The organism is Pseudomonas sp. PVC-5-1, assembly GCF_057444345.1.
Genome location: NZ_CM172024.1, coordinates 3,260,390 through 3,273,377, shown reverse-complemented (window position 1 = coordinate 3,273,377; position 12,988 = coordinate 3,260,390). Strand labels below are relative to the sequence as shown.

Below are 12,988 nucleotides of genomic sequence, written 5' to 3'. Positions count from 1 at the left end.
GGGAGCTGGCTTGCCGGCGATGAGGCCGGTGCAGGTTTTCAATACCCTCTAGGGCTGGCGCTCGGCCACCGCTCGCAGGGTCCGCAACGTCACCACTGGCGCATCCACCACAAACCGGTTGGCCAGCCACCCCGGCACATCCCCGGCAGGGTCGGCTTGCAGCTGGTAAGTCACCTCGGTCCTGCGCTCACCCAGCGGTTTCATCCGCCACTCGCCGTTGAGCTGCTGCACACGGATCAGCCCATCTACCTTGGGGATCCTGTCTGGTTCGGCGCTCAGGTGGCGCAGCAGCGTGCCGTCGTCCAGGCGTTCGGTGGTGACCTTCAGCACGATGTCCCGCGGCATCGTCGGCCACGGCAGGTTGGTGGTCAGGTACACCCAGGTGTTTTCGCCTTGCACATCCAGCAAGCGCATCTCGGCGCAGGCGTACAGCCACTTGCAGGCCACCCGCAGGTTCTCCTGCAGGTCGGTGAGCGTGCGAACGCTGGCTTTCATGGTGCTGACACCACGGAATTGCTGGTAGGGCGAGTCGGGGGCGGCGCTCAGGTAAACGCGGATGCCTTCGCGGTCGTAGGCCAGGTTCCAGTCATCGGCGGCTGGGGCGGGGGGGCAGAGCAGCAGGGCAGCGAGCAGCAGGCAGCGGTTCATGGCTGGTACCGCGCGGGGGCAGGATTTTCAGTATGCGGCTACTGGGGCTGCCTTGCAGCCCTTTCGCGACACAAGGCCGCTCCCACAGGGTTCGGGGTACACCGTACTTTTGTGGGAGCGGCCTTGTGTCGCGAAAGGGGCGCAGAGCGCCCCCAATGCATCAACGCTTAGGGTTTAGCGTCAGGTGCACGTGACGGTTCACGTCCTTGTACAGCAGGTAGCTGAACTTGCCTGGGCCGCCGGCGTAGCAGGCTTGCGGGCAGAAGGCGCGCAGCCACATGAAGTCGCCGGCTTCCACTTCGACCCAGTCCTGGTTCAGGCGGTACACCGCCTTGCCTTCCAGCACATACAGGCCGTGTTCCATCACGTGGGTCTCGGCGAACGGGATCACGCCGCCCGGCTGGAAGGTGACGATGTTCACGTGCATGTCGTGGCGCATGTCGGCCATGTCGACGAAGCGGGTGGTGACCCAGCGGCCTTCGGTGCCCGGCATCTCGATGACGGTGGCGTTGTCACGGTGGGTGACGAACGACTCGGGAACGTCCAGGCCTTCGACCTTCTGGTAGTGCTTGCGCAGCCAGTGGAAGGTGACGTTGGACTTGCTGTTGTTGCGCAGGCTCCACTCGGCGCCCGGGGCCAGGAAGGCGTAGCCGCCCGGTACCAGGGTGTGGTGCTTGCCTTCGACGGTGATGTCCAGTTCGCCTTCGACGATGAACACCACGGCTTCGGCGTTCGGGTCCAGCTCAGGGCGTTCGCTGCCGCCTTCCGGGGCCACTTCGACGATGTACTGGGAGAAGGTTTCGGCAAAACCGGTCAGCGGGCGGGCGATGACCCACATGCGCATCTTGTCCCAGAACGGCAGGTGGCTGGTGACGATGTCACGCATCACGCCCTTGGGGATGACGGCATAGGCTTCGGTGAACATGGCACGGTCAGTCAGCAGCTCGGTCTGAGCCGGGTGCCCACCGTGGGGGGCGAAGTACGAATGGTTCGACATGGACGATCTCGACTTGTTGTTCTCTCCCCATGCCGTGAACCGCACCGGCCGGTGCGGCGCAGGGGATGTGGCGACAGAATAGGGTCGAGTGCGTGCCATCCACAAATTAAATGTTGGAATACCCGGTATTTGCCGGCTGAATGCGAACCTGCCGGCCAGCGTGCCCTTCCGGCAAGCGGTCGCCCTGGCCGAACAGCTTGTGGCGCAAGGTGCCTTCGGCATAACTCAGCGGGTAGCGGCCACGGCGTTGCAACTCCGGCACCAGCAGCTCGACCACATTTGCCAGGTCGTCTGGTTGCACTGCGTAGGTCAGGTTGAAGCCATCGATGCCGGTCTGGTCCAGCCAGCTTTCCAGCTGGTCGGCCACCTCGCTGGCAGCCCCCACCAGCACCGGGCCACGGCCGCCCAGGCCGACGAACTCGGCAGCCTCGCGCACGGTCCAGCGGCGGTTCGGGTCGGCGGCGGTGAAGGCGGCCAGGGCTGCGCGGCCGGCATCGTTCTCGACGTATTCGATGGGCGCATCGGGGTCGAGGCCGGCAAAGTCGATGCCGGTCCAGCCTGACAACAGTGCCAGGGCGGCGTCCAAGTCGACATAACGGCGGTATTCGGCGAAGCGCGCTTCGGCCTCCTCCCGTGTGGGGGCGACGATCAACAGCGCCTGGGCGTAGATCAGCACCTCGTCCCGGCCACGCCCGGCCACCTCGCTGGCCTGGCGGATACCGTCGGCGTAGCGGCGCAGTACCGTGGGCGTCGGCCCGCTGATGAACACGCATTCGGCGTGCCGCGCCGCGAACTGCTGGCCGCGTGCCGAAGCACCGGCCTGGAACAGCACCGGCGTGCGTTGCGGCGAAGGTTGGCACAGGTGCATGCCTGGCACCTGGAAGTGCTCGCCCACATGGTTGATGGGGTGCACCCGGGCAGGTTCGATATAGCGCCCGCTGTCACGCTCCAGCAGCACCGCATCGTCGTCCCAGCTTTTCTCCCATAGCTTGTACAGCACCTGCAGGTATTCCTCGGCCAGGTCATAGCGCTGGTCGTGGCCCAACTGGCGCGCCAGGCCCAGGTTACGCGCGGCGCTGTCGAGGTAGCCGGTGACGATGTTCCAGCCGACCCGGCCACTGCTCAGGTGGTCGAGCGTCGACATGCGCCGGGCGAACGGGTAGGGGTGTTCGTAGGTGAGCGAGAAGGTGACGCCGAAGCCCAGGTGCTCGGTAACCCCGGCCATGGCCGGCACCAGCAGCAGCGGGTCGTTGACCGGCACCTGCACGCCACCGCGCAGGGCGGCTTCGGGGCCGCCCTGGTAGACGTCGTAGATGCCCAGCACATCGGCGATGAACAGGGCATCGAACAAGCCGCGTTCGAGCAGGCGGGCCAGGTCGGTCCAGTAGCCCAGGCGGTTGAAGGCCACGCTGGTGTTGCGCGGGTGGCGCCACAGGCCGGGGGACTGGTGGCTGGCGGCATTCATGCTGAAGGCGTTGAAGCGAATCGGGCGGGGCATGGTGGGCGCGCTCCGCTCAAGGCAATACGGAAGCTGGGTAGACCGCGTCGGCCACCTGCAGCTTGCGTGGAATCAGGCCCAGGCCCTGGAATGTGTCGGCCAGCTTTTGTTGCTCGGCAACGATCTCTGGGGTGATGGCCACGGCATTGTAGTTGCGCCGCTCGCTGGCCGCTTGCAGCACGTTGGCGTTGATCCCGAGTTGCGGCGCCAGCAGTGCGGCGACTTCCGCAGGCTTGGCGTTGGCCCATTGGCTGACCTTGCCCAGCTCTGCGAAGAAGGTCTTCAGCAAGGCGCGATGCTGGTCGGCGAAGCTGGCGGTGGACAGGTAGAAGGTGCGGTTGTTGGACAGGCCGCTGCCGTCGCGCAGGTTCTTCAGCCCCGGCTGGCTTTCTGCCGCGGCGAGGAACGGGTCCCACAGGGTCACGGCCTGGACACTGCCCGATTGCAGGGCAGCCACGGCATCGGCGGCGTTGTTGACGTAGGCCGGGGTGATGTCCTGGTAGCTGAGGCCGGCCTGTTCCAGGGCAACGGCCAGCAGGTACTGGGCGTTCCAGCCGCGGCCGGTGGCCACGCGCTTGCCCTTGAGGTCTTGCACGCTGGCCAGGTGGTCCTGCTCACGTACCACCAGGCCGATGCCACGTGGGTAGGGCTGCTCGGCGGCCAGGTACACCACCGGCTTGCCTGCGGCCTGGGCGAACACCGAGGGTGCGTCGGCGGCATGGCCGAGGTCGATGGCGCCGGTGCTCAAGGCTTCGAGCAACTGCGGGCCGGCGGCGAACTCGTGCCAGCTGACTTTCACGCCTTGCGGCGCCAGGGCCTTCTCCAGGGCACCGCTGCCCTTGAGGATGTTGATGCTGTTGAACTTCTGGTAACCGATACGCAGGGTTCTGGCCTCGTCGGCCAGGGCTTGGGACCAGGGCAACAGGGTACTGGCGACACTGGCCAGCAAGCCGCCGATCAACAGGCGGCGCAGAGGGGAAAAGGCACGGGCGGGCATGGGCATTGCTCCTTGAACGGGGAGGGAAGCGATGCGCCCAGACTAGGGAGGTGGCGTTTGGCATTCAATTTTTATATCTCTTTTTGTTAGATTGTTTTGTTATTTTTATATCCTTTTGTTTTGTCACGTCTGGTCCATTTCACATTCACTTGCCAGGCTCCCGGCAGGCCATTCGATGACGAGAGCGTGCAGGGCCTTCGCACTCCGAGGTGCCTGTTCTGCGACCAGCGTGGCCCTTGGCCAGGGCAGGCAGCGTTTGCGGGTAGGCAGCAGCCGTGGGGTGGTGGCTACCCGACCAACAGCGCGCTTCCCTGCATGGCCGCGCTCGCGGATAATCCCTCCATTCCAATAAACAGCCTGTGAGTGGGTATGAGTGATTCCGTAGTCAGCCTCGGCCAGCCTGAAACCGAAGGGGGGCGCAAGACGCGCAAGAACAACCCCGAGAAAACCCGCGAGGACATCCTCCAGGCCGCCATCAACGAGTTCGTCCAGCAAGGGCTGGCTGGTGCCCGCGTCGACGCTATCGCCGAGCGCACCGCCACCTCCAAGCGCATGATCTACTACTACTTCGGCAGCAAGGAGCAGCTGTACTGCGAGTGCCTGATCAAGCTGTACGGCGACATCCGCAAGACCGAACAAAGCCTGGACCTTGAGTCGCTGCCGGCCGAGCAGGCGATCCGCCGGCTGGTGGAGTTCACCTTCGATCACCACGACCGCAACGTCGATTTCGTGCGGATCATCTGCACCGAAAACATCCACTATGGCGAGTACGTCAAGCAGTCGCCGGCGATTCGCGAAATGAGCAGCCTGGTGCTCGAAGCTCTGGGCAATACCTTGCGCCGTGGGGTGCAGGAAGGTGTGTTCCGCACCGGCATCGAGGTCATCGACCTGCACATGCTGATGAGCTCGTTCTGCTTCTACCGGGTTTCGAACCGCCACACCTTTGGCGAGATCTTCCAGATCGACCTGTCCGATGAGCAGGTCAAGCTGCGTCACAAGGCCATGATCTGTGATGCTGTGTTGCGGTATATCCAGACCGAGCACCGCCCCTGAAAATTCTCCAGATGGCTGGGCCGGCTCCTTTGCCGGCAAGCCAGCCCACGGGTGCAAGAACTGGCTTGCCAGCGATGGACCGCGTAGCAGCCCCCGGCGATCAGCTCAATTCCAGCCAGATCGGCGCATGGTCCGACGGCTTTTCCATCCCGCGCAGTTCGTAGTCCACACCTGCATCCTTGATCCGCGGCACCAGGTGCTGGGAGGCCATGATCAGGTCGATGCGCAGGCCGCGCTTGGGCTCGTCCTCGAAACCGCGGCTGCGGTAGTCGAACCAGCTGAAGCGGTCGGCCACTTCCGGGTAAAGGTGGCGGAAACTGTCCACCAGGCCCCAGCCCTTCAAGCGCTCCATCCACTCGCGCTCTTCCGGCAGGAAACTGCACTTGCCAGTCTTGAGCCAGCGCTTGGCATTGTCCGGGCCGATGCCGATGTCGCAGTCCTGCGGCGAGATATTCATGTCGCCCATCACCAGCAGTGGCTGGTCGTTGCGGAACTGGCCCTCCAGCAGCGCCTGCAGGTCGCTGTAGAAGCGCTGCTTGGCCGGGAACTTGGTGGGGTGGTCGCGGCTTTCACCCTGAGGGAAATAGCCGTTCATGATGGTGATCGGGTTGCCATCGGCATCGGCGAAGGTGCCCCAGATGAAGCGGCGCTGAGCGTCTTCCTCATCGCTGGCAAAACCCTTGTGCAGGCTCAGCGGTGCCTGGCGGGACAGCAGGGCCACGCCATAGTGGCCTTTCTGGCCGTGGTAATGTACGTGGTAGCCCAGCGCCTGCACGTCGGCCAGCGGGAACTGATCGTCGCTGACCTTGGTTTCCTGCAGGCCGATCACGTCCGGCTGGTGCTTTTCGATCAGCGCCGCCAGCTGGTGCGGGCGGGCCCGCAGGCCGTTGATGTTGAAACAGACGATCTTCATGGAAAGATGATCCCGGTAAAAGGCGCGATGCTAGCCGACATCGCTTGCCATCACCAGCATGGCGGCTTCGGCAGCCTGCTGCTAACGTCCTTTCCAAGGCACCCATGAGCCCATTCCAGGAGGACTGCCCGCAATGCCCGAAACCACTGCCGCTCCGGCCCGTGTCTGCCTGCTCGATGACGGCTACAGCCGTGAGGCGCGTTCGCTTCTGTACAACGCCTACCGTCACGAACCTACCTTCGCCTATATCTTCGAGGCCCAGCGCCCAGGCTACGAGCGGCGTCTGCGGGTGATGGTGCGCGAGTGGGTACGCCAGCACTTCTACCTGCAACTGCCCGCCATCGGCCTGCTGGTGGAAGACCGCCTGATCGCCATGGCCCTGATCGTGCCGCCGATGCGCCGGCTGGGCGTGGCCGACAGCTGGGCCTGGCGCCTGCGCATGATAATGGGCACCGGCCTGCGCTGTACGCGCCGCTACATGGACTACCAGGCCGCCCTGGCCACCTGCCTGCCCACCGACGAGGTGCATGTGCTGCCGCTGCTGGGCGTGCACCCGCAGTTCCAGGGCAAGCACTACGGCGAGCAATTGTTACAAGCTGTGCATGACTGGTGTGCAGACGACCCTGGTACGCAGGGAGTGGTGCTGGACACCGGCAACGAGCACTACCTGGCCTTTTACCAGCGCCAGGGCTATGAGGAAATTGGCGAGGTGGCTGTAGGACCAATCCGTGAGAGGGTGTTCTTCCATCCCAACCCGGTCTCTTCCAATTCTGCTTTTGCCTGAGCGCACCGCGCGACGGCTCCCTTGAGCGCCTGGCTCTGGTAGCATGCCCCGCATGACGTATTCAGGAAGATTGACCTGGGGCCTGGTTATCTGGGTCGCCAGTTTCGCAGCATGGGGCCAGAGTGGGTTGCTGGTGAAGGTCAAACCGGCCAACAAGGCGCTCAAGGCCAATGTCGAAGGCTATATCGGTACCCTTGGCGACCGCGATGAAGAAGCGCTGCTGCGCTTCAGTCGCGGCGCCCAGGAGCAGGCGCGCAAAGCCGCGCAGGCACTTGGCTACTACCAGGCGCAGATCGACACAGAGGTCAAGCCCGCCAGCGAGGCTGACCGTTCCCCGCAACTGATCATCACCATCGACCCTGGCGAGCCGATTCGCCTGCGCAACGTGACCATACGCATCGAAGGCCCCGCCAGCGAGATGAAGGCTTTCCGCGTGCCCGACAGCAAGGTCCTGCGCGCGGGTGAACAACTCAACCACGGCCATTACGAAGATGCCAAGCGGCTGATCCAGAACCAGGCGTCGCGCTACGGCTTCTTCAGTGGGCGCTTCAGCCGCCAGCGCCTGGCGGTAGACCCCCAGGCCGGTGTGGCCGATATCGAACTGGTCTACCAGAGCGGCCCGCGCTATCACCTGGGCGCGGTCACCTTCGGTGGCGACACACCGCTGGACGACGACCTGCTGCAGCGTATGGTCTCGTTCAAGCCGGGTACACCTTACGACTCGGAACTGATCGCCGAGCTGAACAATGACCTGCAATCGAGCGGCTACTTCGAAGGCGTGCGCGTGGATGCGGCGCCCACCGCCGCCGTGGGCGAAGAAATCCCCGTGGATGTCCGCCTGCAAACCCGCAAACCGCGCACCATGGGCCTGGGCCTGGGCTTCTCGACCGACGTCGGGCCCCGCGGCAAGGCCAACTGGACCCGCCACTGGGTCAACCCGCAAGGCCATAGCTACGGCTGGGAAACCGAACTGTCGGCACCCCGGCAGAACGTCGGCCTTTGGTACGACATCCCCCTCGACCCGCCGCTGACCGACAAGTTGCGCTTTGCCGGCGGCTACCAGAACGAAGAGATTGCCGGCACCGACACCCTCAGCAAACTGCTGACGGTGGGCCCCGAGTGGCACAGCAAGCTGCCAAGCGGCTGGCAGCGGGTGATTTCCCTCAAGTACCAGCGCGAGGAGTACCGTCTGGGTGATGACTCCGGGCTGAGCAACCTGTTGATGCCGGGGGTGAGTTACTCCTTCCTGCGCAGTGACAACCGCATCGACCCGCATAACGGCTACCGCCTGCAGTTCGATGTACAGGTAGCCAAGGAAGGGCTGGTCTCGGACACCAACCTGCTGCATGGCAACGTGCTGCTCAAGGGCCTGACCACGCTTGGCCATGACCATCGCTTGCTCGGCCGGGTGCAGTTCGGTGGCAGCGCGACCAATGGCTTCAAGAACAACATCCCGCCGTCGCTGCGCTTCTTCGCCGGTGGCGACCAGAGCGTGCGTGGCTATGACTACCAGACCTTGTCGCCGAAGAACAGCGACGGCGACCGCATTGGCGGGCGCTACCTTGTTGCCGGCAGCGTCGAGTACCAGTATTCACTGACCGAGAAGTGGCGGCTGGCAACCTTCGTCGACCAGGGCAACTCGTTCAACGACCTGGAACTGCCAAGCCTCAAGACCGGTGTCGGTTTTGGCGTGCGTTGGGTGTCGCCGGTCGGGCCGCTGCGCCTGGACCTGGCCAAGGCGCTGGATGATGAAGGGGGAATTCGCCTGCACTTTTCCATGGGGCCTGAGCTGTGAAACGCGTGATCAAGTACATTCTGGCGGGCCTGCTGGGGGTAACCGCAAGCCTGGGCCTGGTACTCGGCCTGTTGCTGGGGACCGAAGCCGGCAGCCGCTGGGTGCTGGGCAAGGTGCCCGGGCTTGAGGTGGCTGACTTCCAGGGCCGCCTGGCCGGTAGCTGGCAAGCCAGCCGGCTTATCTGGGCCGATGCCGGCAGCACGGTAGATTTGCAGGCACCGCTGCTGGCCTGGTCGCCGGCATGCCTGCTGCGCTCTACCTTGTGCATTGACCAGTTGCAGGCGCAGCGTATCGACATGGCCTTTGCGCCCAGCGCCGAATCGGCCGACAGTGGCCCGCTGCAGTTGCCGGCCTTGCGCTTGCCGCTGGCCATCGAACTGGGTGAGGTCAAGGTTGGCCAGTTGCGCCTGGATGGCAATGACCTGCTTGGCGACTTGCAACTGGCGGCGCGCTGGACCAATGCCGGGCTGCGCATCGACAGCCTGCAGCTGAAGCGTGACGACCTGCAATTGAGCCTGCAGGGCGACCTGCAGCCCGAAGCTGACTGGCCGGTACAACTCCAGGCGCAGCTGCAACTGCCAACGGTAGGCGGCAAACCCTGGCAGCTGGCATTGACCGCCACCGGCGAGTTGCAGAAAACCCTGAAACTCGCCGGCACCAGCAGCGGTTACCTCGACGCCACGCTGAACGGGCAATTGCAGGCGTTGGCCGAGCACCTGCCGGCGGCCTTGCAGATCCGCTCCGAGGCATTCAAGCCGGCCGCCTCGTTGCCCGACACCGTGCAGTTCAACCAGCTCAAGCTCGACGCCCGGGGCGACCTGCTCAAGGGCTATCAACTGTCGGGGTCGGCCAGCCTGCCAGCCGAGCAGTCGCCGATCGCCTTGCTGTTGTCCGGGCTGGTCGACAGCAAAGGCGCCAGGCTTGATGCCCTGGACCTGAGCGCCAGCGATACCCAGCGGGTCAAGATGCAAGCCACGGCTGACTGGCAGCAAGGCCTGGTCGCCGACGCCCAGTTGGACTGGCAGGACTTTCCGTGGCTGCGCCTGTACCCGCTGGAGACGCCCCCTGAGGTCACCCTCAAGCGGCTCATGGCCCAGGTGCATTATCGCGATGGCAACTACCAGGGCACCTTCAATGGCGACCTGGATGGCCCGGCTGGCGCGTTCAGCCTGGCCAGCCCCTTCGAAGGTGACCTGAGCCAGGTGAAGTTGCCGCAGTTGGCGCTGACCGCCGGGCAAGGCAAGGCTGCTGGCAGTGTCGCCGTGCGCTTTGCCGACACCTTGGCATGGGATGTCGACCTGCAGTTGTCGGCGCTCGACCCAGCTTATTGGCTGGCCGAGCTGCCGGGTAACCTGGCGGGGCCGCTGCGCAGCAAAGGCGAGATGAAAGGCGACGCCTTGAGCCTCGATGCCCAGCTAGACCTGAAAGGCCGCCTGCGCGGCCAACCGGCAGTGCTCAAGGTCGAGGCCCAGGGGGCAGGGCAGAGCTGGACCTTGGGTACCCTGGCAGTCCAGCTGGGGGATAACCGCATCAATGGCAGTGGCAGCCTGCAGCAACGCCTGGCCGGGCGGCTCGACCTCGACCTGCCGCGCCTGGGCCAGTTGTGGCCAAGGTTGCAGGGCCAGGTCAAGGGCCGGCTTGACGTCGCTGGCACCTTGCAGGCCCCGCAAGGTACGCTGGCCCTGCAGGGCCAGCGGCTGGCCCAGGCGGAAAACCGCGTGCAGCAGCTGGACCTGGACGCCCGCCTGGACAACGCCCAGCGTGGCGTGATCGAACTGAAGGCCAGCGGCATTCACCTGGGTGACACGGCATTGGGCACCTTGCAGGCCAACGGCAAAGGCGACATTCGCCAGCAAGCTTTGACCTTGGCGCTGGACGGCCCGCAGCTCAAACTCGACCTCGGCCTGGATGGCCAGTTGAACAAGGGTGACTGGCGCGGGCGCCTGGCCAGTGGGCGGATCCAGGCCGGCGGCCAGGACTGGCAGTTGCAGGCACCGGCGCGCCTGCAGCGGCTGGCCAGCGGCCAGCTGGACTTTGCTGCGCACTGCTGGCGCTCCGGCCAGGCCAGCTTGTGCGGCGACGACCAACGTCTGGCCCCCGAGCCACGCTTGCGCTACCACCTCAAGCAGTTCCCGCTGGACAGCCTGGCCCAGTGGCTGCCGAAGGACTTCGCCTGGCAGGGGCTGCTCAATGCCGACATCAATCTGGACATCCCGGCCAGCGGCCCCAAGGGCAACATCGTCGTCGACGCCAGTGGCGGTACCCTGCGCGTGCGCGACAAGGACCGCTGGGTCGACTTCCCGTACCAGGCCCTGCGCCTGGACAGCACGCTGGCGCCAAGGCGCATCGATACCCGCCTGGCGTTCCGCGGCGAGCGCCTGGGCGAGCTGAACGTCAACACCCGCCTCGATCCACTGGGCAAGAACAAACCGCTGTCGGGTGATTTTCGCCTGGCCGGCCTCGACCTGTCGGTGGCGCGCCCGTTCGTGCCTATGGTCGAGCGCCTGGCCGGGCAGCTCAATGGCAGTGGCAGGTTGTCGGGCACCTTGCTGGCGCCGCAGGTCAACGGCAACCTGATGCTCAGTGGCGGCGAAGTCAGTGGTGCCGAGCTGCCCGTCAGCCTCGAGGACCTGTCATTGCAGGCGTTGATTGCCGGCGAGCAGGTACAGCTCAACGGCGGCTGGCGCAGTGGCGAGGCGGGGCGTGGCCAGCTCAATGGCAACCTGACCTGGGGCCAGGCACTGGGCATGGACCTGCGTCTGCAGGGCCAGCAACTGCCCGTCACGGTCGAGCCCTATGCGACGCTGGAGGTCGCCCCGGACCTGACCTTGCGCCTGATCGACGACAAGCTGGCGGTGACCGGCAAGGTACAGGTGCCCAAGGGTGCGATCACTGTGCGCGAGCTGCCACCGTCCACCGTCAAGGTCTCGGATGACACGGTGATCGTCGGCCACCAGACCGAAGAGGGCAAACCGCCCATGGCGATGGCCATGGACATCGATGTCGAAGTGGGCCGCGACAAGCTTTCGTTCAGCGGCTTTGGTCTCACGGCCAACCTGCTCGGCCATGTGCACATCGGCGACAACCTCGACACCCGTGGCGAGCTGAACCTGGCCGATGGACGCTACCGCGCCTACGGTCAGCGCCTGACCATCCGCCGTGCGCGGTTGTTGTTCGCAGGCCCGATCGACCAGCCGTACCTGGACATTGAAGCGATCCGCAAGGTCGACGATGTGATTGCCGGTATCCGCCTGAGCGGCAGTGCCGAGCAGCCCACAAGCAAAGTGTTCTCGGAACCGGCCATGAGCCAGGAGCAGGCGCTGTCGTACCTGGTACTGGGGCGGCCGCTGGGCACGTCCGGCGAAGACAACAACATGCTCGCCGAGGCGGCCTTGGGCCTGGGCCTGGCGGGTAGCGCCGGCATCACCGGCAGCCTGGCCTCGAGCCTGGGCATCGACGACTTCCAGCTGGACACCGAAGGTTCGGGCAATACCACCAGCGTGGTCGCCAGCGGCAACCTCACCGAGAAACTGAGCCTGCGCTACGGGGTGGGGGTGTTCGAGCCCGCCAACACCATTGCATTGCGCTACAAGCTGAGCAAGAAGGTGTACCTCGAAGCTGCCAGCGGGCTGGCCAGTTCACTGGACATCTTCTACAAGCGCGACTTCTGAGCTGGCGCAGGGCGGCCGTCAACGGACAGTGGCCGCTTCGATGAACTCATTGGTATCGGGCGATGGCGGCGGGCTGGGGGCGCGTACCGGGATGATCAGGCTGGTGTATTCCTCGATCAACCGGTTGAGGGCTTCCGGCGGTTCGCTGGCCTGGAACTGCATGCGGATCTGCACTTCATCGGGGTCACGGCTGTCGCCCTGACGGCTTTGGCCGCCGATGGTGACCTTGAAGCTGGCCGCCTTGTTTTCACCTGCAGTCAGCAGTGCCTGCTGTGCTTCGGTGCCTTTGACCCTTACCGAAAGGTCGACCTGCATGCGCTCGAGGGCCAGGCCTTTTGGCGACACCAGCGCGAACAGCGGTACGCGCATGATGTGCTGGCCGTCCATGGCCACTTCGACCATTTTGGCTTTCATGGGCGCGCCCAACGCTTCGGTGTCGCATTCGAAGAACTGGTCGAACAGGTTGATGTACTGCTGCGCGATCAGGCTGTTGGTAGCACTGGCGGCTTCCTGCAGGCCACGGGTGATTTCGCGCAGGTCGATGGAAGTCATGGGGGCGGGGGATTTATCCAATGCTTCGACTCCTCAGGCCAGGTGGTGCCCCCCTGTTGCTGGTCAGGGGGGCTGTTCGG

10 protein-coding genes are annotated in these 12,988 nt (G+C 64.9%); 4 read left to right on the top strand and 6 right to left on the bottom strand.

All coding sequences use genetic code 11. The features are described from left to right. Positions 1 to 48: 48 nt before the first annotated feature. The 4 genes from AC2T3R_RS14810 to AC2T3R_RS14795 all read right to left on the bottom strand — a co-directional run bounded on the left by AC2T3R_RS14810 (position 49) and on the right by AC2T3R_RS14795 (position 4,140). A complete protein-coding gene (locus tag AC2T3R_RS14810; protein ID WP_085591431.1) occupies positions 49 to 648 on the bottom strand; it encodes an START domain-containing protein in 600 nt (199 codons plus the stop codon). A gap of 160 nt (positions 649 to 808) precedes the next feature. After that, positions 809 to 1,645: a bifunctional allantoicase/(S)-ureidoglycine aminohydrolase gene (locus AC2T3R_RS14805; protein WP_013972924.1), complete on the bottom strand. Its 837-nt coding sequence runs from the start codon at positions 1,643 to 1,645 to the stop codon at positions 809 to 811. 106 nt (positions 1,646 to 1,751) lie between these two features. Further along, positions 1,752 to 3,143, bottom strand: coding sequence for an LLM class flavin-dependent oxidoreductase (locus tag AC2T3R_RS14800; RefSeq protein ID WP_196184181.1), 1,392 nt, complete (start codon positions 3,141 to 3,143; stop codon positions 1,752 to 1,754). Between the two features lie 16 nt (positions 3,144 to 3,159). Then, the gene (locus tag AC2T3R_RS14795; protein ID WP_410953637.1) at positions 3,160 to 4,140 is read right to left on the bottom strand and encodes an aliphatic sulfonate ABC transporter substrate-binding protein; all 981 of its coding nucleotides are present in this window, start codon (positions 4,138 to 4,140) and stop codon (positions 3,160 to 3,162) included. A 369-nt stretch (positions 4,141 to 4,509) separates the two neighbouring features. On the opposite strand from AC2T3R_RS14795, the gene AC2T3R_RS14790 reads away from it, so the two are divergent. Further along, positions 4,510 to 5,193 carry a TetR/AcrR family transcriptional regulator gene (locus AC2T3R_RS14790; RefSeq protein WP_015270640.1) on the top strand — a complete coding sequence of 228 codons (684 nt, stop codon included), beginning with the start codon at positions 4,510 to 4,512 and terminating at the stop codon, positions 5,191 to 5,193. Positions 5,194 to 5,293: 100 nt separating this feature from the next. Here the strand turns inward: AC2T3R_RS14790 and xthA are convergent, their stop codons facing one another. Next, positions 5,294 to 6,106 carry an exodeoxyribonuclease III gene (xthA, locus tag AC2T3R_RS14785; RefSeq protein ID WP_013972920.1) on the bottom strand — a complete coding sequence of 271 codons (813 nt, stop codon included), beginning with the start codon at positions 6,104 to 6,106 and terminating at the stop codon, positions 5,294 to 5,296. 133 nt (positions 6,107 to 6,239) lie between these two features. Between xthA and AC2T3R_RS14780 the strand changes: the two genes are divergently transcribed. The 3 genes from AC2T3R_RS14780 to AC2T3R_RS14770 are packed head-to-tail and all read left to right on the top strand — an operon-like array spanning position 6,240 to position 12,356. Next, complete coding sequence (locus AC2T3R_RS14780) at positions 6,240 to 6,890, top strand: GNAT family N-acetyltransferase (RefSeq protein ID WP_013972919.1); 651 nt, start codon at positions 6,240 to 6,242, stop codon at positions 6,888 to 6,890. A 52-nt stretch (positions 6,891 to 6,942) separates the two neighbouring features. Then, complete coding sequence (locus AC2T3R_RS14775) at positions 6,943 to 8,685, top strand: autotransporter assembly complex protein TamA (RefSeq protein ID WP_486743845.1); 1,743 nt, start codon at positions 6,943 to 6,945, stop codon at positions 8,683 to 8,685. Then, complete coding sequence (locus AC2T3R_RS14770; protein ID WP_486743844.1) at positions 8,682 to 12,356, top strand: translocation/assembly module TamB domain-containing protein; 3,675 nt, start codon at positions 8,682 to 8,684, stop codon at positions 12,354 to 12,356. The genes AC2T3R_RS14775 and AC2T3R_RS14770 overlap by 4 nt, the downstream gene beginning before the upstream one ends. An 18-nt stretch (positions 12,357 to 12,374) precedes the next feature. Here AC2T3R_RS14770 and AC2T3R_RS14765 read toward each other — a convergent pair whose 3' ends face one another. Then, complete coding sequence (locus AC2T3R_RS14765; RefSeq protein ID WP_054573526.1) at positions 12,375 to 12,929, bottom strand: DUF2589 domain-containing protein; 555 nt, start codon at positions 12,927 to 12,929, stop codon at positions 12,375 to 12,377. Positions 12,930 to 12,988 lie beyond the last annotated feature (59 nt).

Coding starts and splice junctions, on each gene's coding strand:
- AC2T3R_RS14810 (WP_085591431.1), bottom strand. CDS start 648: ATGAACCGCTGCCTGCTGCTCGCTGCCCTGCTGCTCTGCCCCCCCGCC.
- AC2T3R_RS14805 (WP_013972924.1), bottom strand. CDS start 1,645: ATGTCGAACCATTCGTACTTCGCCCCCCACGGTGGGCACCCGGCTCAG.
- AC2T3R_RS14800 (WP_196184181.1), bottom strand. CDS start 3,143: ATGCCCCGCCCGATTCGCTTCAACGCCTTCAGCATGAATGCCGCCAGC.
- AC2T3R_RS14795 (WP_410953637.1), bottom strand. CDS start 4,140: ATGCCCGCCCGTGCCTTTTCCCCTCTGCGCCGCCTGTTGATCGGCGGC.
- AC2T3R_RS14790 (WP_015270640.1), top strand. CDS start 4,510: ATGAGTGATTCCGTAGTCAGCCTCGGCCAGCCTGAAACCGAAGGGGGG.
- xthA (WP_013972920.1), bottom strand. CDS start 6,106: ATGAAGATCGTCTGTTTCAACATCAACGGCCTGCGGGCCCGCCCGCAC.
- AC2T3R_RS14780 (WP_013972919.1), top strand. CDS start 6,240: ATGCCCGAAACCACTGCCGCTCCGGCCCGTGTCTGCCTGCTCGATGAC.
- AC2T3R_RS14775 (WP_486743845.1), top strand. CDS start 6,943: ATGACGTATTCAGGAAGATTGACCTGGGGCCTGGTTATCTGGGTCGCC.